This window comes from Arthrobacter sp. D5-1 (assembly GCF_017357425.1).
Taxonomy (GTDB): domain Bacteria; phylum Actinomycetota; class Actinomycetes; order Actinomycetales; family Micrococcaceae; genus Arthrobacter.
In genome coordinates this window covers 1585410-1606711 of the sequence record NZ_CP014571.1, presented here as the reverse complement: position 1 = coordinate 1606711, position 21302 = coordinate 1585410, and the positions used below count along the sequence as shown (strand labels likewise).

21 protein-coding genes are annotated in these 21302 nt (G+C 64.5%); 15 read left to right on the top strand and 6 right to left on the bottom strand.

All coding sequences use genetic code 11. The annotated features are described in order from the left end of the window. Window positions 1–16: 16 nt before the first annotated feature. The gene (locus AYX22_RS07435; RefSeq protein ID WP_207596860.1) at window positions 17–382 is read right to left on the bottom strand and encodes a hypothetical protein; all 366 of its coding nucleotides are present in this window, start codon (window positions 380–382) and stop codon (window positions 17–19) included. 47 nt (window positions 383–429) lie between these two features. Continuing rightward, on the bottom strand, window positions 430–861 hold the full coding sequence (umuD, locus tag AYX22_RS07430; protein WP_207596859.1) for a translesion error-prone DNA polymerase V autoproteolytic subunit: 432 nt from the start codon (window positions 859–861) through the stop codon (window positions 430–432). A 253-nt stretch (window positions 862–1114) separates the two neighbouring features. Here umuD and AYX22_RS07425 point away from each other — a divergent pair, with 253 nt between their 5' ends. Beyond that, window positions 1115–1546, top strand: a complete 432-nt coding sequence (locus AYX22_RS07425; RefSeq protein WP_207596858.1) for a hypothetical protein — start codon at window positions 1115–1117, stop codon at window positions 1544–1546. Between the two features lie 24 nt (window positions 1547–1570). Here AYX22_RS07425 and AYX22_RS07420 read toward each other — a convergent pair whose 3' ends face one another. Continuing rightward, window positions 1571–2167: a dihydrofolate reductase family protein gene (locus AYX22_RS07420; protein ID WP_207596857.1), complete on the bottom strand. Its 597-nt coding sequence runs from the start codon at window positions 2165–2167 to the stop codon at window positions 1571–1573. A 51-nt stretch (window positions 2168–2218) separates the two neighbouring features. Continuing rightward, window positions 2219–2347 (bottom strand): hypothetical protein, encoded by a 129-nt coding sequence (locus AYX22_RS24300; protein WP_278251950.1) that lies wholly within the window; start codon window positions 2345–2347, stop codon window positions 2219–2221. Here AYX22_RS24300 and AYX22_RS07415 point away from each other — a divergent pair. From AYX22_RS07415 to AYX22_RS07365, 11 genes are all read left to right on the top strand, one after another. After that, window positions 2346–2777 (top strand): hypothetical protein, encoded by a 432-nt coding sequence (locus AYX22_RS07415; protein ID WP_207596856.1) that lies wholly within the window; start codon window positions 2346–2348, stop codon window positions 2775–2777. The two genes, AYX22_RS24300 and AYX22_RS07415, sit on opposite strands and share 2 nt — an antisense overlap. A gap of 148 nt (window positions 2778–2925) precedes the next feature. Further along, window positions 2926–5667, top strand: coding sequence for a GMC oxidoreductase (locus tag AYX22_RS07410; RefSeq protein WP_207596855.1), 2742 nt, complete (start codon window positions 2926–2928; stop codon window positions 5665–5667). Then, a complete protein-coding gene (locus AYX22_RS07405) occupies window positions 5664–7697 on the top strand; it encodes a hypothetical protein (RefSeq protein WP_207596854.1) in 2034 nt (677 codons plus the stop codon). The genes AYX22_RS07410 and AYX22_RS07405 overlap by 4 nt, the downstream gene beginning before the upstream one ends. Beyond that, window positions 7694–8749 carry an alpha/beta fold hydrolase gene (locus tag AYX22_RS07400; protein ID WP_207596853.1) on the top strand — a complete coding sequence of 352 codons (1056 nt, stop codon included), beginning with the start codon at window positions 7694–7696 and terminating at the stop codon, window positions 8747–8749. Before AYX22_RS07405 ends, AYX22_RS07400 begins: the two co-directional genes overlap by 4 nt. Further along, the gene (locus AYX22_RS07395; RefSeq protein WP_207596852.1) at window positions 8746–9729 is read left to right on the top strand and encodes an acetoacetate decarboxylase family protein; all 984 of its coding nucleotides are present in this window, start codon (window positions 8746–8748) and stop codon (window positions 9727–9729) included. The genes AYX22_RS07400 and AYX22_RS07395 overlap by 4 nt, the downstream gene beginning before the upstream one ends. Beyond that, a complete protein-coding gene (locus AYX22_RS07390) occupies window positions 9726–10208 on the top strand; it encodes a DUF1772 domain-containing protein (protein WP_207596851.1) in 483 nt (160 codons plus the stop codon). The genes AYX22_RS07395 and AYX22_RS07390 overlap by 4 nt, the downstream gene beginning before the upstream one ends. After that, on the top strand, window positions 10205–10681 hold the full coding sequence (locus AYX22_RS07385) for a hypothetical protein (RefSeq protein ID WP_242703560.1): 477 nt from the start codon (window positions 10205–10207) through the stop codon (window positions 10679–10681). The genes AYX22_RS07390 and AYX22_RS07385 overlap by 4 nt, the downstream gene beginning before the upstream one ends. Then, window positions 10678–12033 carry a patatin-like phospholipase family protein gene (locus tag AYX22_RS07380; protein ID WP_207596850.1) on the top strand — a complete coding sequence of 452 codons (1356 nt, stop codon included), beginning with the start codon at window positions 10678–10680 and terminating at the stop codon, window positions 12031–12033. The genes AYX22_RS07385 and AYX22_RS07380 overlap by 4 nt, the downstream gene beginning before the upstream one ends. 156 nt (window positions 12034–12189) lie before the next feature. Then, window positions 12190–13110: an FAD-dependent oxidoreductase gene (locus AYX22_RS07375; RefSeq protein ID WP_207596849.1), complete on the top strand. Its 921-nt coding sequence runs from the start codon at window positions 12190–12192 to the stop codon at window positions 13108–13110. A gap of 135 nt (window positions 13111–13245) precedes the next feature. Beyond that, on the top strand, window positions 13246–13938 hold the full coding sequence (deoC, locus tag AYX22_RS07370) for a deoxyribose-phosphate aldolase (RefSeq protein WP_207596848.1): 693 nt from the start codon (window positions 13246–13248) through the stop codon (window positions 13936–13938). 54 nt (window positions 13939–13992) lie between these two features. Further along, on the top strand, window positions 13993–14220 hold the full coding sequence (locus AYX22_RS07365; protein ID WP_089594218.1) for a hypothetical protein: 228 nt from the start codon (window positions 13993–13995) through the stop codon (window positions 14218–14220). Between the two features lie 104 nt (window positions 14221–14324). Here AYX22_RS07365 and AYX22_RS07360 read toward each other — a convergent pair whose 3' ends face one another. Together AYX22_RS07360 and mfd are read right to left on the bottom strand one after the other, a co-directional pair. Beyond that, window positions 14325–15134: a metal-dependent hydrolase gene (locus AYX22_RS07360; protein ID WP_207596847.1), complete on the bottom strand. Its 810-nt coding sequence runs from the start codon at window positions 15132–15134 to the stop codon at window positions 14325–14327. A gap of 4 nt (window positions 15135–15138) precedes the next feature. After that, window positions 15139–18777 (bottom strand): transcription-repair coupling factor, encoded by a 3639-nt coding sequence (gene mfd / locus AYX22_RS07355; RefSeq protein ID WP_207596846.1) that lies wholly within the window; start codon window positions 18775–18777, stop codon window positions 15139–15141. A gap of 109 nt (window positions 18778–18886) precedes the next feature. On the opposite strand from mfd, the gene AYX22_RS07350 reads away from it, so the two are divergent. From AYX22_RS07350 to AYX22_RS07340, 3 genes are read left to right on the top strand one after another with little or no spacing between them, the layout of a single operon-like run. Beyond that, window positions 18887–20428, top strand: a complete 1542-nt coding sequence (locus AYX22_RS07350; RefSeq protein ID WP_207596845.1) for an SDR family oxidoreductase — start codon at window positions 18887–18889, stop codon at window positions 20426–20428. A gap of 47 nt (window positions 20429–20475) precedes the next feature. Next, the gene (locus AYX22_RS07345; RefSeq protein WP_089594214.1) at window positions 20476–20973 is read left to right on the top strand and encodes a DUF2505 domain-containing protein; all 498 of its coding nucleotides are present in this window, start codon (window positions 20476–20478) and stop codon (window positions 20971–20973) included. Between the two features lies 1 nt (window position 20974). Further along, the gene (locus tag AYX22_RS07340) at window positions 20975–21196 is read left to right on the top strand and encodes a hypothetical protein (RefSeq protein WP_207596844.1); all 222 of its coding nucleotides are present in this window, start codon (window positions 20975–20977) and stop codon (window positions 21194–21196) included. Window positions 21197–21302: the final 106 nt, after the last annotated feature.

Below are 21302 nucleotides of genomic sequence, written 5' to 3'. Positions count from 1 at the left end.
AGGGCCCTGACACCCATCACACTGAACCACGACCAACTCCAGGGCCGTGCTCGAAAGATCGTTCCAAGGCAGCGATGAGAACAGCTGGCGCCAGCCGGTCCACGAGGTCCACCGGCCTGCCCTCGCGCAGCGCCGGGCATCCGGTGACCATCCACGCAGCAAAGTAGTTATGTGGAATCCTCAGGGCCATGGCCCGCGCAAACAGCCCCATCACCACGGGGTGCAAGGACAGGTCTTCCCGGAACTGGAAGCCCGGGCAGTAGGTGCCCTCTGCGGAAAACACCCGCACCACTTGTTGCATCACCGGTTCCGGATCCTCATGTATCTGCGCAAGCCGGCTCCGGACCCTTTCCAGGCTTGGCAGGCCGAACTCGGCGCCCATCCGCTCCCAAAGCCCGCTGGGAATTGGGCCTTGCCAACGGGTCGAACTCAGATGTGGTGCAGGCACGTGGTGGCAACTCCCCAGATGGTGAGTTCGGACAGTGCCGGCACACGGATGTCCGGATACTTGGGATTGTCCGCTTGAAGGATCACTCCCGAAGGCCTGACGCGGAGCCTTTTGATGGTCAGTTCACCATCGAGGACAGCCACGACGACGGACCCATCCTTCGGCTCCAGCGCACGGTTGACGATCAGCTCGTCTCCATCACTGATCCCGGCACCTTCCATGGACTGCCCCGTCACCCTGACCACAAAAGTGCTGGTGACGTCCTTGATAAGGTGCTCGTTGAGATCGATCCGGCCATCAAAATAGTCCTGCGCCGGCGACGGATACCCGGCCGCCACCGGGAGAGGTGCCAGCAAAACCGACATCAGGGAAAAGCCCGCATCTATCACGCGGGGGCCGACTATCACGCCCACAACACACCTTTATTCGAATATATGTTCGATACTCGAGTGTACAGCGGATGACGGACATTGTTGTCACTCCGCGAAGTTTGCTGCGGCGCCAGGAAGCCGGCGGTATGGAGGGCCGCCGTTCATGCGTCTTGGCGAAAGACAGGTATTTTAGGGAAGGTCAAGCGAACTGCTACTTGGCAGGAACTGAACAAACCACCGTCTTCGGCTACAGGGTTCAATACCGTGGTGGCCGGATATCGCGCATTGGAGAGCCATGACCGCCCGGAGCAAGGACGTCGCTGATGCGCTCAGCGCCGATGTCACACGCATAGTCAAGGAACGCTACCCGGATGAGCTGGCACGCGCGCAGGCCGTCCACGCACGCTCCGAGAAATTGGTTCTCGCGTTCATGTTCTCCTCGGTTGCGCTGTGGTTCCTCGGTCCGGCTCTGTTCCTGAACGGCCTCATCAGCCCGGTGGTCGCCATCATGGTGCCGGGGCTGCTGACCCTCGGGTTCCTCACGATCGTGCTCGTCGCCATCGTCCGCAACAGGGCTGCAGCGCGACCCATCGTCGAGTACGCGAAGCAGTGGGGTCAGAACGTCACCAGCGTGACGAAGAAGGGCATTACCGTCGCCGTCCCAAAGGGCGCTATCACGGTACCCGCGGAGTTCCGTGAGACACGCAGGGTCACCCGCCAGCACTGATACCGCGATGGCGCCAGGTCCGGATCAGCGCTGCACCCGATACCGCACGTGGGTGACGAGTCCGGTCCCGCGCGCTTCGATCGGTTCAAGCGTCACGTCCCCCACGCCGTCGAGCAGCCGTTCGCCACCACCCAGGATCACCGGCGAGATGTGAAGCCGCAGTTCGTCCATGAGGCCTGCGGAGAGATACTGACGAGCGGTTTGCGCTCCCCCCGCAATCGCCACATCCCTATCCCCGGCGGCTTCCCGGGCCTGGGCCAAGGCCGATTCGATGCCGTCAGTGACGAAGTGAAAAGTGGTGCCACCTTCCATCGCCAGCGGCTCGCGCTGGTGATGGGTCAGGACGAAAACAGGTGCATGATACGGGGGTTCCTCACCCCACCAGCCGCGCCATTCCTGATCCCACCGGCCCGATCCGGGACCGGCGAACATGTTCCGGCCCATGATGTAAGCACCAGCTTCGAGGATGCCCGCGATCTCTGCTGCGCTGGCCTCCCGCTCCTCGAACTGCCAACGGTGCAGGCTCTCGCCGCCCTCCCCCAGCGGCTTGTCCGGGGACTGGTTGGGCCCGGCAACAAATCCGTCAAGGGAAACAGTCAGATCACAAGTGACACGGCTCATGCGCCCATCCTGCCACCGCACGCCCGGTGCGGCCAGGGGCCAGCCCGGCCATCACAGCACCACCTGCATGGCGTTCTGCCGTTCCATGCGGAGCATCCGGCGGCGCATCTGTACGGCAGAACGGACGAGCCCTACGCTGAACCTGTCCACCAGCGCGACGACGCGAAAAGAGGCAGCCATGGCACGGGATCCAAAACCCACGTTGGAGCAACTGACGATCCTCGTCGGCGAGTGGGAAACGTCAGTACCTGGCCAGGAGGTCTCCGGCCGGACGACTTTCGAATGGCTGGAGGGTGGCGGTTTCCTCATCCAACGATCCACGGTCCAGCGGCCGGAGTACCCCAATGCGGTCAGCGTCATTGGTGCCACCGGCTCGGACGGAGCCTTCCAGCAGCACTATTTCGATTCCCGAGGGGTCGCCCGGATCTATGACATGACGCTCAAGGATTACGTCTGGATTCTCTTCCGGGATGGCCCGGACTGGCCCCAGCGCTTCGTTGGCCGCCTCACCGAGGACGGCAACACCATCACCGCCCGCCTGGAGCGCGGCACCTACCCGGGCGGGCCGCTGGAGCACGACTTCGACATGATCTACACCCGGATCGTCTAGTGCACCCTGAACCCAAGTACGCCACCTCATTTACAGATCCCCTGCCCGGTGGGAACATAAGCCCCATAGTCCGCGGAGGCAACGCCCGGCCACACCCGGCGGCGTCAGCTGCAGCTATGTAGTCAGCTCTCCTCTGAGAGGAACGGCCATGGGTCGTCTGGGGACCGGGAACAGTGGGGATGCGGGGTTTGAGCCCGCGTCTGATCCGCCACGCCACCGCGGCAGCGGCATCGGCATCGGCATCGGCATCGAAAAAGTCGACGCAGTGGTGGTGGGCTCCGGCTTTGGAGGTTCCGTTGCGGCGCTTCGACTGGCCGAAGCCGGACAGTCCGTTGTGCTCATGGAACGCGGCAAACCATACCCGCCGGGCAGCTTCGCGCGCTCGCCGTCGGAGATGGGCCGGAACTTCTGGGATCCGGACCGCGGCTTGTATGGACTCTTTGATGCCTGGACGTTCCGCGGCACGGAGGGACTGGTGTCCAGCGGGTTGGGCGGCGGCTCACTCATCTATGCCAACGTCCTCCTGCGAAAGGACGAAAAGTGGTTCGTCAACGAGTCCCCGATCCCCGGCGGTGGTTACGAGAACTGGCCCTTCACCCGGGCTGACCTTGATCCCTATTACGATGCCGCCGAAGCCATGCTGCAGCCTGTGCCGTATCCCTACAAGGACACCGCGAAGACCCTTGCCATGGAGAAGTCCGCCGCGAACCTGGGGCTGTCCATCACCCGGCCTCCCATTGCCGTCACGTTCTCAACGGCGCCTGGCACGGAGCCCCGGACAAATCACGCCTTGCCCCTTCCCGGCTACGGGAGCATCCATGGTCCCACCACGGTGCGGACCACCTGCACGCTGAGCGGTGAATGCGACATCGGGTGCAACGCCGGCGCCAAGAATACGCTGGACCACAACTACATTTCAGCGGCGTCCTTCAGGGGTGCCGATGTCAGGACGTTCCACGATGTCCGCGGTATTCGGCCGTTGGACGCTGGAACGCAGGGCGGGGGCTATGAAGTCCGCTATGTGGTGCACCATCCGGATCGACACGGCGAACTCCTCACAGAACGCATCATCCATTGCCGCCGGCTCATCCTGGGGGCCGGCACGTTCGGCACCAACTTCCTCCTGCTCCGCAACCGTGGCTCCCTTCCGGCGCTCAGCGACGCCCTGGGCACCCGCTTCAGCGGCAACGGCGACCTTTTGACGTTCATCATGGGCGCCAAGACTCCCCCGGCCAATGGCTCACGCCCGGGTGTCCGGACATTGACCGGAAGCCGCGGGCCGGTGATCACCACAGCCATCAGGGTCCCGGATTCGAACGACGACGACGGCGATGGTCGCGGCTACTACGTGGAGGATGCCGGGTATCCGGCCTTCATGAACTGGCTCATGGAAACAGCACAACTGCGCACCACCATGAAACGGACGGTGAAACTGGCGGGGCAACTGCTCAAGGACAGGTTGTTCGACGCCGGCCGCTCCAACGTCTCCGCCGACCTCGCCGCAGCACTGGGCGACGGCCGATTGTCGTCCAGTTCGGTGCCTCTGCTGGGAATGGGAAGGGACATTCCCGACGGCGTCATGACCCTTCGCGACGGGAGGCTGGCCATCGCCTGGACCATGGCAACGTCCAAGGAGTATTTCGGCCGCGTCCGCGAGACCATGGAGGCGATTTCCAAGGACTTGGACGGGGACTTCATTGACAACCCCCTGTGGTGGGCCAAGCGTGTCATTACGGTTCACCCCATTGGAGGCGCCCCGTCCGGCCGGCATCCGGGGGAAGCCGTCTGCGATTCGTATGGGGAGGTGTTCGGATACCCGGGACTATTCGTCGTTGACGGGGCCGCAATGCCCGGTCCGGTGGGCGCCAACCCGTCCCTGACCATCGCCGCATTCGCAGAGCGTACCTGCGCCCACATCATCGAGAACGCAGACAAGGCGCAACACCGGGGCATCCGTCCGGAAGACACTGAAGGCTCCGGCGGGGCCCGCGAAAAGGTGGCCGTTGAACGGGAGGCAGCAGGCGCCGTCGTCGACGTCGGTGCATCCGCTCCGCGCGCGTTGGCGCCGGACGCTACCAAAGGCAAGGCGGCACCAGCGGAACTGCCCGCGAGCGCAGCGCCTGAGGTACCTCAGGCGCGCAGCCGCGGACTCGGCGGGCCTGGCGCTCCCGACGCCCCAGAGACCACCTCCGTGCGGTTCACCGAGCAGATGCACGGTTGGTTCAGTCCCGGCACCACCGATCCGGAAAAGGGGCGGAGCCTGGGCCGGGACCGCAGCCGGAAGATCATGTTCGAACTGACCATTACCGCCGAGGACATGGAGGCGTTCGCGACCGATCCGAACCACCCTGCCAAGGCCGAGGGCTACGTGCTGGCGGACTACTTTGGTGGCCGGATGCCGGTAGAGCGGGGCTGGTTCAATCTCTTCATTCCGGATGCGTCCGACGACGGCGCACCAGCCAGGCGCATGCTCTACCGCTTGTGGCTTCGGGACCCAGGTGGCACGCCGTTCACGTTCACCGGGCACAAACTGATCCATAACGAGGCAGGTTTCGACCTCTGGGCGGACACCACCACCCTGTACGCCACCATCCTCCGCGGCCATGTGCCGCCGGATGCTGTGCCACCCGATCCAGGGACGCCGGACGTTGCACCGCCGGACGCCGGTCGGCCCGTTGCAAGCGGCGCTGCCCAGGCAGGCGTAGTTGGCGCCGGGATCCTCTTCATCCGGCCTCTCGACTTCGCCAGGCAACTGACCACGTTCCGGGCCGAAGGACCGGCCCCGGCCGCAGGCTTGATGACCTTCGGCAAACTGTTCGCCGGCGAACTCTGGCAGGTCTACGGCCAGGGTCTCAGACGCGTACCGTTCCCGTTCACGTCAAAACAATGAAAAGCCGGGAGCTCGCGAAACACCACGCCGCACTGGGCTTCACACCCCAGACGGCGGTTCGTTGGCTCTCGCCCCTGTCCTTGGCCAGAACCGCGTTGAAGGTCGCGGCGGCCACAGTCTTTGCCGATTTTGGCGATAAGCGCGAGCTTGAGGGAAGCTTTCCAGCGGACCCCTTGCGTTTGGACAAACTTCCCGTCCCGGGCCAACCGGCGCAGCCCGTTGTCAGCAGCCGCGGGCTTCCCTCACCGGCCGATCTCGAGGATGAGCCCGCCGCGGCTCCGGCAACGACGGAGATGTGGCTCGATTTCACGGCCGACCTCGGCGATGGCTTCGATGCCACCTACACGGTGGCATCCTTGCTGGCCCAGGACACCCTGACGGTGGACGGGCATGAACTTCCCCGTGGAAGGGTGCTGGTCCTTGGCGGGGACGAGGTCTACCCGGTGGCTTCGCCTGCGGCGTACGAGAACCGGATGGCGGGCCCGTACCGGACGGCGTTCCCACCTGTGTCGAGTGGCCCGGTGAGCGGCCCAGGAAGCGCCGGCGCCGCGCACAACGGGCCCCACAACGCTCCTCCGGTCATGCTGGCGCTTCCTGGCAACCACGACTGGTACGACGGCCTCACCTCGTTCATCCGGGTGTTCACCAGGCAGCGGAGCATCGGAAACTGGCGGACCATCCAAACCCGGAGCTACTTTGCCCTCCGGCTGACCGGAATCCCTCCCGGACCGGGCCGGAACGGCACCCCCGGCTGGTGGTTGCTGGGCTTGGACAGCCAACTGGGGCAGTACATCGACGAGCCACAACTGGACTATTTCTACCGGAACGTCACTCTGCAACTGCAGCCCGGCGATGCGATCATCCTCTGCGTCGCTGCTCCGTTCTGGGTTGACGCCACTCAACCCGGGTGGGGTGAATTCCGGCAGGTGAATTTCTTCGAGCAGGACTATCTGCGCCGCCGCTTCAACCCTGAAACGGGCCTCTTCGACGCCACAGGTGCCAGCGTCAGGCTCTGGCTCACCGGAGACCTCCACCACTACTCCCGCTACGAGGACTCCCCTTCCCACCATCACTCCCCCAACCAGCACCAGACCACGGATCCGGGCAGGACCCAGATGATCACCTGCGGGCTGGGCGGCGCTTACCTCTCGGATACCCACGGACTGCCGGAACATCTCACCCTGCCTGCCGCGCCGGCTACTCCCGGTGAATCGTCCAGTGTGCGGGACACACAACGGTCGGGCCCACAACAGTCGGGCCCAGGCCGCGCCTTCACCCGCACGACCACCACCTTCCCCGGCCAAGGGAACTCCCGCCTGCTCGGCCCGCAACTGGCCAACCCCTTCTCGCAGTTCTGGCTCCCCATCCGCAACCCCGGCTTCGGACTATCGCTGGGCATCATGCACGTGGTGGCCGCCCTGACGCTGTGGACGGTCTTCAGCGCCTTTCGCGGGGAAGGATTCGTGGACAGCCTGCGCAGCCTGAGCCGCGGAGACACCCCGGTACTTGTCAGTGTCCTGATCCTTGCAGGGCCGCTCCTCCTGGCGATTGCCTCGTTGTCCGCGCGTTCGCTGGGCGTGGCCCAGGCGGGCATCGTCGTTTTCGCCCGCGGCGCCCTGTACCAGCTGTCCGCGCTCGCGGTGAGTACCGCCGTCGTGATCCTTGTTTCTTGGACGGAGATCTGGCCGGACGTCGTGATCCTGCTCCTGGTGCTGGGCCTGGTACATCTGGGCGGGTGGGCGCTTGGCAGCGAGGCCTTCGCCCTGTACATCCTGGCGACACCCAGTGGCGAGGTGGCCTCGTGGAAGATGTCAGGCCAGGCGATCGAGGACCACAAAGGCTTCCTCCGCATCCACCTCTCACCCGACGGCAACCTCACTGTCTACCCGTTGATGGTGGACACCGTCTGCCGCGACTGGCAACTGGCAACGAACGACGACGGCGCGCGGCTGGTTCCGGTGACCGGCCTGCCTGCCGTGCGGCTGCTTGAAGAACCCATCACCATCGCACGGAAGGGAAACACCCCATGATCATCACCCGTGCCGAGCACAGGACCGAGGTCATTCCTCTCCGTGCCCGGGACAACACGCCCTTGAGCCTGGTCCACGTCACCTCACCCCTTGAAGCGGTCAAGGGGCCGGTGATCCTGGTTCACGGTTCCGGAGTGCGGGCCGAGCTGTTCAGGCCGCCGGTCCGCACCACCATCGTCGATGTCCTCCTCGAAGACGGGTGGGATGTTTGGATGCTGAACTGGCGGGCATCGATCGACCTTGATCCCCTGTCCTGGACGCTTGCCGATGCCGCCGTGTACGACCATCCTGCTGCCGTCGAGCACGTCCTGAACGCTACCGGCGCGGAGACCATGAAAGCCGTCATCCATTGCCAGGGCTCTACGTCGTTCACGATGTCGGCCGTGGCGGGGCTGCTGCCGCAGGTGGACACCATCGTGTCCAACGCGGTGTCCCTGCACCCCGTAGTGCCGGCGTTCTCGCGGCTGAAAATCAACTACCTCACGCCCGTAGTCAAAGCCTTCACGCCGTACCTGTCGCCGGCGTGGGGGTACAAGTCCCAGGGCTACTTCACCCGGGCCATCCGGGGCCTGGTCAAAGCCACCCACCATGAGTGCGACAACACTGTCTGCAAGATGGTCAGCTTCACCTACGGCAGCGGCCGCCCCGCCCTCTGGTCCCATGAGAACCTCGACGACGCCACCCACCAATGGCTCACCGGCGAGTTCGCCGAGGTGCCCGTGACGTTCTTCGAGGAAATGGGCCGCAGCATCAAGGCCGGGCACATGGTGGCCGCCGGCGACCATCCGGAATTGCCGGACAACCTGGTGGCCGAAGCCCCCCAGACCGATGCGAGGTTCGCATTCATCGCAGGTCTGGACAACCTGTGTTTCCTGCCCGAAAGCCAGCAACGCACCTACGAATTCTTCCAAAAGCACCGCCCCGGGAAGGATTCACTCCACCTCATCCCCGGGTACGGCCACCTGGACGTCTTTTTCGGCGACCACGCCTGGCAGGACACCTTCCCCATCATCGTCGACGAGCTGAACCGAAACCCGGAGTCGAAGCCATGAAAAACCTCACCGAACTGGCCGCACCCTTGCTCAAGCTCCTCCCGTCCCCGGTTCCGCGGAGGCAAGAACGGCTTCGCGGACAGCATGCGTTCGCGGACGGGATCAAATACGTCATGCCGGTCAATTCCGACGACTCACCGGTGTTGATGGCGGCCTTTCCCATCAACAAGCGGGCAGCCGCCGCTGCGCTCCCCGGTTCGGAAATGCGGCCGTTCACCCTCGGCGGCAAAGGGCTCCTGGTGGTGACAGTGGTCAACTACAAATCCACGGACATCGGCAAGTACATCGAGTACTCCCTGGCCATCGCCATCACCCACGGCAGCAGGCCTGCCCCGCCCATCCTTCCCCTGCTTTTCCAAAAGACGTTCAAGCTCGGCCAGTTCGTAGTGGACCTGCCCGTCAGTACCGAAGTTTCCGTGAAAGGGGGCAAAGGAATCTGGGGCATGCCCAAGCACCAGGCCAATCTGGACTTCGTGGTTACGGACACCACCGTGTCAGCCCAATACGACAAGGACGGCCAGTTGGGTTGCTACTTCGAAATTGAACGGCCGGCCGGACCAGGGGCAACCCAGCTTCCCCTCAAACTTGCCGCGTCCAACTACTGTGTGTTCCGGAACATGCTCTGGAAATCGGACATCTACTTCGAAGCCACCGGGGACATCGCCCTCGGCGCCCAGGCCAAGGCGCGGCTCATCCTCGGTGACGCGCCCGGCGTCGAGCCTTTAAGGGACCTGCAGGTAGAGAGCAAACCGGTGTTCACCGCCTGGCTGCCCCAAGCCCACGGGGTCCTGGATGACCACTACGAAGCGTGGTTCCTCACGGCTCCCACCCAACTGGAGGCCGTGGCCCTTCGCGGCGGGGACATGATGGACAGCGTGGTGGACCTGGGCCAAGGGCAGGAATGGCTGGCGCCACCGGACCGGAGCCGGGTCCCGGGCGCTGCCGCACCAAGTGCCGACTCCCGTGGTGGTGTCCAGTGAACTGGCTCCTCCTGCTCAACGCCCTCTACTTCCTCTTCGGGGCCACCATGTATGTGGGCACCATGTGGGTCCTCAAGTTCTTCCTCTACCCCACCTGGGAATCGTTGGCCCGGGACAACGTGGACATGCACTTCGGCATCCCCACCCGGGCGGCCACCAAGTTTTTCACCATCGTGGTGCCCATCATGTTCATCTCCGGCGGCATTCTCGTCTGGTCCGAATGGGGAACCGTCCGAGTCATCCCCGCCATCATTTGCCTGCTGGGAATCATTGTCCTGACCTGGGTGGGCCAAGGGATCATCATCCCCATCAACGTCCGGATCCGTGGCGGCGACTTCGCGGACGACGCCGAGCTCAGGTCGCTGCTCAAACGCTGGATGATGCTCAACGACATCCGTTTCTACGTCTCAACCCTGACCTGGGCGGCCATGGTGTGGCTGTTGGTGGACCGCGGCCGGCTGCTGGAGTCCTACGCATGACCGCGCACCAGCCGGCACACTCCGGGAGCCACCCCCGGAAAACACACCCGCCGGGCACCGTAGCCTGGGCCGTGGCCGATCCCCTCCGCGCCGTCCTCGCGGTCATCGCCGTCATCACCGTCCTGACCGGCGCCGTGCAGGTCCCGTTCGGTGGGCCAGTCCTGCAACTGATCGGCGCAGACTCCACCCCCGAAACCCGCCAACTCTTCGGCACCGTGGGAATGTTCATGGTGGTGGTGGGCGGACTGCTCCTCCACACCCTCCTCAACGCTGTTCCCTCCCCCGAGGTGGTGTTGTGGTCCGGGCTCCAGAAAACCGGCGCGTTCGGGGCCGTGGGCATCGGCGTCCTCAACGGTGTGTTCGCGCCCATTGCCCTGATGGTGGCCTTCTTTGACCTCGCAACCGGGATTCTCCTCTACGTGTATTGGCGCCGTCTCAGCGCCGCACCTGCCAACTCCGGGTTGGCAGGATGAAGCACCCGGCAAAACGCTCACTGGTCCTCGCCGGCGGCGGCATGCGGGTGGCTTGGCAAGCCGGAGTGGTAAAGGCGCTCACCGAGGAAGGCTTGGAATTCCAGCACGTCGACGGCACCTCCGGCGGGATCCTCACGGCCGGCATGATTCTCTCCGGCGTCTCGCCGGATGAGATGTGTGCCCGGTGGTCGGGCGTCGACGTCAAGGACTTCGGCTCAGCACTGCCCGTGGGCGACTACCTCAAGGGTCCGTGGTCGTTGCCCGCCGTTGGCGACGCCGACGGTATCCTCAGCAAGGTCTTCCCCGCCTTGGGCATCAACGACGCCACCATCCGGGCCCACGCAGCGGAACCGGACGCCGTCGAGGGTTCCTTCAACGTGGTGGAGTTCACCGGAAAGCGCTGCCACGCCATCGACGCCACGGACATTGATGCCGGGCTCATGGCTGCCGGCATGTCACTTCCGATCTTTCTCCCGCCTCTGCGGCGGGACGGAAAAGTCTGGACCGATGCCGTCTGGATCAGGGACGCCAATGTGGCCGAGGCACTGCGGCGTGGGGCCGACGAAGTGTGGTTGGTCTGGTGCATCGGAAATACGCCTTACTGGGGCGACGGACCGCTGGAACAGTACGTGCACATGATCGAGATGAGTGCCATGGGCGCCCTCCTGGCTGATTTCGAGGCTGCCGAGGCTGCCGGACGCGAATTTGTGCTGCACGTAGTCCGTCCCCGGCACCCCCTTCCTCTGGATCCAGAGTTCTATCTGGGCAGGATCGATGCCGATACGCTGATCGGCATGGGCTACAGGGACGCCCGCGCCTACCTCGATTCGAGGACTGACACCGGATTGGCCAAGGATGCCAACTGCACGGCGATGACAGAGCCTGCGCCGGGTGTCCGCGTCAACGACACCCTCCGGGGCGACTTGGACGGATCGCCCGTGACGTTCAAAGCCACGGTGGTCCTTCCCACCGATCCCGGGGACGAAGCGCCGCAGCTCAGCGGCTATCTGGAACACTCCCGGTTCGGGCGGGTCTTCCTGGCGGGCGGGCGCGTAGAGACCCACGGCGACGACGTCACCTACCGTGCCCGCATAAGGGTCGACGGCGGGTGGCAGAGTCTTGCGGTGACCCGCACATTGCACGATGACCCGGGGCCGGACGCCTGGGCGGATTCGCGGCGAGCCAGGCTGGAAGTGGGTGGACTGGTGGCCGATCTGACCATGAGCCTGGCCGACGCTGCCAGCTTTCTGGCTTCCGTTGAACCCGTCGGCGCCCACGGTTTCGTGGACCGTGCGGGCGCGGTGGCAGGCTTCGCCGGGAACGGTTTCCGTGAGCTCCTGCGCCGATACTGACGCCGGCGGCAGGCCCAATGTGACGCACGTTATTACCGGCCGGTAAACACCATGCTTCAGATCCGCCAAAGATGGCAACAGCGGGGAAACACCCGCGAAAAACCGGCCGCCTACGCTGATGATCAACAGCAGGTCATCTGAGCGAAAGGGCCAAACATGTCCGCCATCCCGTCCGCACCCTCCCTCCACATCGTCATCGCAGGCGCAGGCCCAGCGGCCCAGGCATTGGTGCGGCGGCTTGCAGGAAGGTCAGACTCCCGGCAACGCGCTTTCGACGGAACCATCACCGTCCTCAGCAACCGCGATGAGTGCCCTGACGCTTTATTGGAACTCGCCGAGCTCCCCCAGGTTTCGGTCCGTTTCGGGCAGCCGGCCAGCTTCATCGACTCCGACGCCAAAATGGTCACCACCGTGGACGGCCTGGAATTTTCCTACGACCAGTTGGTCATCGCCACCGGCTCTGCCCCTTCCCTCCCGCCCGTAGCCGGAGCCGAAGCTGGCCTGAGCTACTCCACCATCGACGACGCCGCGACCATCGGTGAGGCCGTCAAGGAGGTCACGAGGATGGTGGGCCGCCGTCCCCTCGGAATCCTGGTGGGCAGTGGGCCTGCCGCCGGCCAGGCAGAGGCCGTGCTCCGTGCCCGTGGAGTCCGGCCAGTCCGCACCACCCTTCGCCCCGCCGCGGTGATTGCCGATCCCATTCCCGTTGCTTCCACAACTCCTGTTGCGTCCCCTGCCGCAGGCGCACCGGAGTCCAACCTGCCGGCCACTGGCATCCTGTTCGAGGACGGCAGCAGCATGAAGGGGGACCTCGTGGTGATTGCCGAGGAACGCACGGCCCGTAACGACCTGGCCGCGAGCGCCGGCTTGGCGGTGGCGTCCGACGGCGGCATTTCCGTGGGGCGCGACCTCGCCACCTCCGTCCCGGGCATCTGGGCGATCGGCGACGCCGCTTCGTGCGACGGCCTCCGCCTTGGCCTGCTTCTCTCCGCTGAGTCTTCTGCGATGTTGTGCGCATCCGGCATGTTGTTGGGGACACGGGGCAGCTCTGACCAGCAGGTCCCCATGGCGGCTTAGCCCGTCCTGGGGCCCGCCTTCCACGGCACCCAGGCCCTCCCTGCGGCAGGCAACCCATGTGGCAAGATGGTCCTTTGACGGGCAGTGACAACCCTGCGGCCACCGGGCCGGCCACGCCCTGCACGGAAGGATCCCATGAGCAACCAAGCCGTCGCCCCGGCGAACATCGCCTCCTACATCGACCACACCTTGCTGAAGCCGGAGGCCAGTGAAGCAGACGTCCTCAAGGTCTGCGCCGAGGCCATCGAATACCGGTTCAAGTCCGTCTGCGTGAACCCGGTCTGGGTCAAGACCGTCACCAAGGCCCTCAAAGGCTCCGGTGTGCTGACGTGTTCGGTCATCGGATTCCCACTGGGCGCTACGCCCAGTGACGTCAAGTCTTTTGAGGCCCGCGGAGCAGTGCTCGATGGTGCGGACGAGATCGACATGGTGATCAACATGGCCTCTGCCCGGGCCAATGACAAGGGTGCGCTGGTGGACGACATCAGGGCTGTAGCCGAGACGGTCCACGCCGGTGAGGCCATCCTGAAGGTCATCATCGAGACGTCCATGTTGACCGACGAGCAGAAGGTCATCGCCTGCGAAGCGGCCGTGGAAGCAGGTGCGGACTTCGTGAAGACCTCCACCGGCTTCAATGGCGGGGGTGCAACGGTTGAGGACGTCGCCTTGATGCGCAAGACCGTTGGACCGGACCTCGGGGTCAAAGCCTCCGGTGGCGTGCGCTCCCTCGCCGATGCACAGGCTATGATTGCTGCTGGTGCAACACGTATCGGAGCAAGTTCCGGAATTGCCATCGTCAAGGGTGAACAAGGTTCATCCGCCTACTGAGGCTTCCGCAACTGCCAAAGAATTTTTGAGCCCCGCGGGGCCGAGGAGGAACGAATGTCCAAGAACGCAACAAGCGCCCCCATTGAACGCGAGAACAACCTGGGCACAAGCATTGTGCTGTTCGTGGTCATGATCGTGCTCTTCCTGGGCTCCATCTACTCGCTGTCCTTCCTGAGCTTGGACAACCCGTGGCCGATGGCCGTTTGCCTGGGCCTGTTCGCGCTGGCTTTCTGGATCCCGCAGACCATTCTTGGCCGTTCTGATTCCGCCGGCGAAAGCTAAACCTTTAGATACAGCGAAGCGGCCCAGGTTGATGCCTGGGCCGCTTTCTTTTAACCAATTGGACGCCCGCCCGCGATGCAGTCAGGGGCGATCCCGCCAGGCCGTCACGGTAACTGCACCACGCCGCCCAAGGCCGCCAGGACACCGGGCCAGTGCTGTTGCGCCAGTGTCCATGCCGCGGCTCCCATGCCCACCATGGCATAACCGCTGACGGGAATCAGGACCAGCCACTCGCGTCGGGAACCAGCCCGCCCCAGGAGTGGAATGGAGAAGGCCCCGTTGGACCGCCAAATTCCGCTGATCACCGATTTGCGCAGGAATTTAGGTGGCTTGATGACAATCGGCCATAACAGCGGAACTCCCCCAACCGTGATCATGTCCCCCACAATGTGCACCACTACGCCGGTGAGCATGGACAGCGGCAACCAACCCCACTGATCCGGCGCGAACCACGTCACCAGGCCGGCCATGACCAATGCGAACAGCCAGTTGGTAATCCAGCCTGACTTCGGGAACAGGTTCAACGCCTTGGCCGCCAGGTTGATCATGAACATGCACAGCAACCCCGCGCCCACAGACAACTTTCCCATGGGCGTCACCATCTGGAACTGCGCGGCCATTGCTGCCAGCACAACAAAGGCCGAGGCCCCCAACAGGGAATGCGTCCCTTGGCGGTGCCCGCCGCTGGCCTTCTCAATTCCCACCGCAATCATGTTGGACAACGGCGGCAGGGAGTTGGCGATCGTGCTGTGGCGGTGGTCCCAGTCCACCACCAAAGCAGTTCCCGCCGTCGCCATGGCACCGATCAGGATCCCGGTGGAATCCAAGGGGTACCAACCCAGGGCGTACGGGCCGGTTGAGGCAATAGCTATCCACGCCGCGGCTCCCGACGCGGCGTGATGTCCTCCCATCATTCAGTTAGCCAGCCTTCACAGGTACGTCGGTGAAAATCGCTTCAATGACGGTGTTGGCCCACTGCAGGATTTCGGCATCCTGGAGGTCGCGCCCGCCGATCCTGGCGGTTTTGGGCTTGGGAATCAGGACGGCATCCAGTGCGGGCTTCACTTGGGAGCCCGGGTACATGCGGTTCAGGCGCATGGTTTTGGATTCGGGCAGTTGCGCCGGCGAGAATCGGATGAAGTTGCCTTGGAGCGCGACGTCGGACAGGCCGGCTTCGCGGGCCCCCACCCTGAAGCGCGCCACGGCAATGAGGTTCTGCGCAGGCAGCGGTGGCTCGCCGTAACGGTCCACCAGTTCGGCCAGGACTTCGTCGATCGCTTCGTACGTGATGGCAGCGGCCAGTTTGCGGTAGGCCTCCAGGCGCAACCTTTCCCCCGGCACGTAGTCGTGCGGAAGGTGGGCGTTGACGGGCAGTTCGATCTTCATTTCCGCCGCCTTTTCCTCGGCCTCACCGCGGTACTCGGCCACAGCCTCGCCCACCAGGCGGATGTAAAGGTCAAAGCCGACGCCTTGGATGTGACCTGACTGCTCACCGCCCAGGAGGTTTCCCGCGCCACGGATTTCAAGGTCCTTCATGGCCAGCTGCATCCCGGCCCCGAGTTCGTTGTGCGCTGCCACGGCTTTGAGGCGTTCCAGCGCTACCTCGCCCAATGGCTTCTCGGAGGGGTACAGGAAGTAGGCGTAGGCGCGTTCACGGCCACGGCCAACCCGTCCACGGAGCTGGTGGAGTTGCGAGAGGCCGTACTTGTCCGCGCCATCCACAATCAGGGTGTTGGCGTTGGAGATGTCCAGGCCCGTCTCAATGATGGTGGTGCAGACCAGGACGTCGAACCGCTTCTCCCAGAAGTCCACGATGATCTTCTCGAGGCGACTTTCGGACATCTGTCCGTGGGCAACTTCCACGCGGGCTTCCGGAACAAGTTCGCGGATTTGTGCGGCGATGCGCTCGATCGAGGAAACCCGGTTGTGGACAAAGAACACCTGTCCCTCGCGCATAAGTTCGCGACGGATCGCTGCAGAGGTCTGCTTGTTCGTGTACGGGCCCACGTAGGTCAGTACGGGGTGGCGTTCCTCAGGCGGCGTGGCCAGGGTGGATGTTTCCCGGATGCCAGTGAGGGACATTTCGAGGGTTCGGGGAATCGGCGTTGCACTCATCGCCAGTACATCAACGTTGGTGCGCATTTTCTTGAGCGCTTCCTTGTGCTCCACCCCGAAGCGTTGTTCTTCGTCCACGATCACCAGGCCCAGGTCCTTGAACTCGAAGTCCTTGGACAGCAGCCGGTGCGTGCCGATCACTACGTCCACGGCCCCGCTCTTGACGCCCTCGGCCGTTTCCTTGGCTTCTTTGGTGCTCTGGAAACGGGACAGCGGCTTCACCCGCAACGGGAACCCGGAGAAGCGCTCCGTGAAGGTTTCATAGTGTTGCTGCGCCAACAGTGTGGTGGGCACCAGCACAGCTACTTGCTTGCCATCCTGAACGGCCTTGAACGCTGCACGGACGGCGATTTCCGTCTTGCCGTAGCCCACGTCACCGGACACCAGCCGGTCCATGGGAATCTCCCGTTCCATGTCCGCCTTGACCTCGTTGATGGTGGTCAACTGGTCGGGCGTCTCCACATACGGGAAAGCTTCCTCCAGTTCGCGCTGCCACGGGGTATCGGGGGCGAAGGCATGTCCGCGGGATGCCATGCGGGCGGAGTACAGCCGGATCAACTCTCCGGCGATTTCCTTGACCGCCTTGCGGGCCTTGGACTTGGTGCTGGCCCAATCGGCACCACCCATTTTGCTCAACGCGGGGGTGTCTCCGCCGACGTAGCGGGTCACCTGGTCCAACTGGTCGGTGGGCACAAAGAGCCTGTCCCCGGGGGCGCCGCGTTTGGACGGCGCATACTCCAGCACGAGGTACTCGCGCAGCCCGGCATCGGACGACGACGTGCCAGCCACTTTGCGCTGGATGAGCTCCACGAACCTGCCGATGCCGTGCTGCTCGTGCACCACAAAATCGCCGGCGTGCAGCTGCAACGGATCCACGGCGTTGCGGCGCTTGGACGGCATGCGGCGCATGTCCTTGGTGGAACTGGCCGTCGCGCGACCCAGCAGGTCGGCTTCGGTCAACAGGCCCAGTTTGAGGCCGTCCAGGACAAAACCACGTCCGACGGCGGCGGTGGTCACCTCGATGATGCCTGGCTGCGGATCCTTCTCCAGCGACTCAACGCGGGAACACGGAATATCGGCGTCGTGGAACAGCTCTGCCAGGCGTTGGGCAGGCCCGGGACCATCGGTCACCACCACCACCCGCCATTGCTCGCGGACGCGGGAGCCGATGAATTCCAGCATCTCCGCCACTTCACCTTGGTAGCCCCGAGGTTCACGGGCACGCATGTTCAGGACGTCGATGTCCAGGACCAGGTCCTCATCAGTGGCCAGTGAGGTGATGGACCACCAGGAGACGTTGTGGGCAAGGGCAGCCGAGCGGGTGTCGGTCAGGGACCGGAAACTGGCAGCATGCAGGTCCGTGGAGGCCTGGGACGACAGGTCAAGGGGCGCCGCACCGCCGTCGGACGCTGTTGACCAGGCGGCTTCCAGGAATTCCTCGTTGGTGGCCGCGAGATCGTGCGCGCGGGTGCGTACCTTCTCTGGTTCGATGACAACGGACAAGGACCCGGCCGGGAGCTGGTCCACGAACGGGACCATGGCGTCCACCAGCACGGGCGCCAGCGATTCCATGCCTTCAACGGCGATGCCGCCGGCGATCTTTTCCAGCATGTCCGCAGCTGCCGGCATGTCCGCCTTCAGCTTGGAGGCGCGGGACATCACGGAGGGCGTGATCAGGATTTCGCGGCACGGCGGAGCATGGAGCGCCGTGGGGTGGTGGATGCCGGGGGCGGACAGCGAGCGCTGGTCGGCTACGGCGAACCAGCGCATCTGGTCCACTTCATCACCGAAGAATTCCACGCGGATGGGATGGTCCTCGGTGGGCGGGAAAACGTCAAGGATGCCACCACGGACGGCGAATTCGCCACGGTGGGTCACCATGTCCACACGGGCATACGCGGCATCGGACAGCGCGCGGACCACCTCCGTGAACGAGCGTTCCTGTCCCACCTGCAGCGTCACCGGAACCAGGTCACCCAGGCCGGCCACAAGAGGCTGGACCACGGCGCGGACAGGAGCCACCACTACGCGCAGGGGGGCCGCCGTCGACGTCTCCGGGTGGGTCAGGCGGCGCAAGACGGATAGGCGCCGGCCCACGGTGTCCGAGCGGGGCGACAGCCGCTCGTGCGGGAGGGTTTCCCAGCTGGGGAAGGCGGCCACGGACCCGGCCGGAAGATAGGAGGCCAGAGCAGCGGTGAGGTCTTCGGCTTCGCGGCCAGTAGCTGTGATGGCGAGGACCACGGGAGTGCCAGCGCCATCAACGCCAGCACCGGCATCCGACAGCGCGTCGGCCATTTCGGCGAGCAGCACAGCCCGCATGCCCGTGGGCGCGCTGATCTGGTAGTCAGTGTTGCGGTCGCTGAAGGGCCGCTGAGCTTCCGTTCGGACGCGCGCGAAAGTCTTGTCCTCCGCCAATGCGCGGCGCAGACCGTTGAGGCTCATGACAGAAACTCCTAGGGTGGGTCCAAGGGCAGGCAACACAAATGCCCGGAAATTCAGATGAACGCCGGGTCATTCCAGCCTACCTCTACCCCCAGCCCCAGGAGTTCCTTTGCAGCCTTCGGAAGCCACCCATTCCAACACCCCGCAGGACACCAAGACCGTTCTGGTGACCGGCGCCACCGGCTACATCGGCGGCCGCCTTGTCCCCCGGCTCCTCGAGGCCGGCCACAGGGTCAAAGTCCTGGTCCGCACGCCACAGAAGATCGCCGACGTTCCCTGGCATGACCGCGTGGAGATCATCGAGAACAGCTTGTCCGACGCCGAAGGCCTCACCGAGGCCCTGGCTGGCGTGGACGTCCTGTATTACCTGGTCCACTCCATGGCGTCCGGCAGCGGATTCGAGGCCAAGGAAGAAGCAATGGCCCGGCTCGTGGCAGAAGCCGCAGCCGAGGCCGGCGTGGACAGGGTTGTCTACCTCGGCGGACTGCACCCGGAGAACGAGGAACTTTCCGTCCACATGCGGTCCCGCGAGACCGTGGGAAAGGTGTTCCTCGATTCGCCGGTGGACGCGATCGTGTTCCAGGCCGGTGTGGTGATTGGTTCCGGGTCGGCGTCGTTCGAGATGATCCGGCACCTCGCCGAAACCCTTCCCGTGATGCCCGCGCCAAGTTGGGTTGGCAACCGGGTTGAGGCCATCGCGGTCCGTGACGTCCTGCATTACCTCGTAGCTGCCGCGGCGCTCCCGGAGAAGGTGAACCGTTCCTTCGACATTGGGTCCCGGGACGTCCTGAAGTACAAGGAGATGATGAACGAGTACGCCGTGGAGCGTGGGCTCCCCCGGCGGCTGGTCATTGCGCTCCCTGTGCCTGCACCGAAGCTTGCCGGTTTGTGGGTCGCCTTGGTGACCCCCATTCCGTTGTCCATGTCCCTGCCGTTGGTGCAGTCGCTGCAGCATGACGCGGTGTCGCGGGAGCACGACGTCGACCGTTACTTCCCGCAGCCCGACGGCGGCCTGACGCCCTACCGCCGCGCCGTCGCCTTGGCGCTCGGCAAGGAACGGGACGGGCAGGTGGAGACCACCTGGGCCAACGCCGGCATCGACGCCGATCCGCTTCCCAGCGACCCCGACTGGGCCGGTTACAAAGTGTTCCTGGACGAACGGGCCTTCCACAGCGAGGCGACGCCGGAACATGTCTGGACCATCATCGAGGGCATCGGCGGCAAGAACGGATGGTACTCCCTGCCCTTGGCCTGGCGGATCCGCGGGTGGCTTGACAAGCTCCAAGGCGGCGCCGGATTGTTGCGGGGACGCCGGCATCCCAAGACGCTGAACACCGGCGAGGTAGTGGATTGGTGGCGGGTGGAGGCCATTGACCGGGGGCACCTGCTGCGCCTGCGGGCCGAGATGCGGGCACCGGGAGGGGCATGGTTGGAGCTGGCGGTGGAACCCGACGGTAATGGCAGCCTTTACAAACAGCGCGCCATTTTCTTCCCGCGAGGCTTGGCCGGGCGGCTCTACTGGCTGGGTGTCTACCCGTTCCACGGCTTGATCTTCCCGTCCATGGCCCGCAACATCTCGGCAGCGGCCATCGCCCTCCAGGAAAGCCCGCCCAAGACCGCCGGTTCAGGAGTGGCCAGCGAGACCCCGTAGGATGTTGGGAGCTAAAAAGCTTCACCACCACCATTCACGGAGGACCCATGGCCCTGAGCGCATCCACCACCCTGCCGCACAGCGTTGACCGCGTTGCTGCCGTATTCGTCAACGAAGATTTCCTGCGTCACACGAGCGAACTGGTGGGCGGCTCCCTGGAATCGTTCACCATCGACGGCGACCCCGCCGGCGCCTTCAGCACCACCACCGTCCGCACCCTGCCCACCACCCGCCTGCCGGATATTGCCCGCAAGTTTGTTGGCGAAACCCTGAAGGTCACCCAGACCGAGCAGTGGGAAGCTCCCGCCGCCGACGGTTCGCGCGCCAGCAACATCGCTCTCAAGATCTCGGGTGCTCCCCTGGACGTCACGGCCGTCCAGCGCCTCGTGGCTGATGGCAGCAACACCCGGATCGAGCTCGAAGGCAACGTGTCTTCTTCGGTGCCGTTCCTCGGTGGCAAGATCGCAGACGCCGCTGAGCCGATGGTGGGCAAAGCCCTGAACATCCAGTCGCAGCAGGCCCAGGCCTGGCTCGAAAGCCACTAAGGTGGAGATCCCCGCTGTCCTTGCGGTTGTCCTGATCGTTGCCGGGGCCTGGTCCCTGGTGGTGTGGCCGCAGTTCCTCAAGCGCGTCATGAAGGATCCCCGCGCCCGCGATGCCGCAGGCAAGGCCACCAAGTTCCTCACGGTCCACGTTGTGCTGGTCACCATCTCCATGGTGCTGGGACTCGCGACGGCAGCCATTGGGATTGCGGGCCTCGTCGCCTAGGTTTCACCCAACTAAGTAGCAGCAGAGCGCGTTATGGGAGCTGATAACGCGCTCTGCTGTTACTCAGTTGGGTAAGATGGTTATTGGTGTGCCGGGAAGTCTGGTC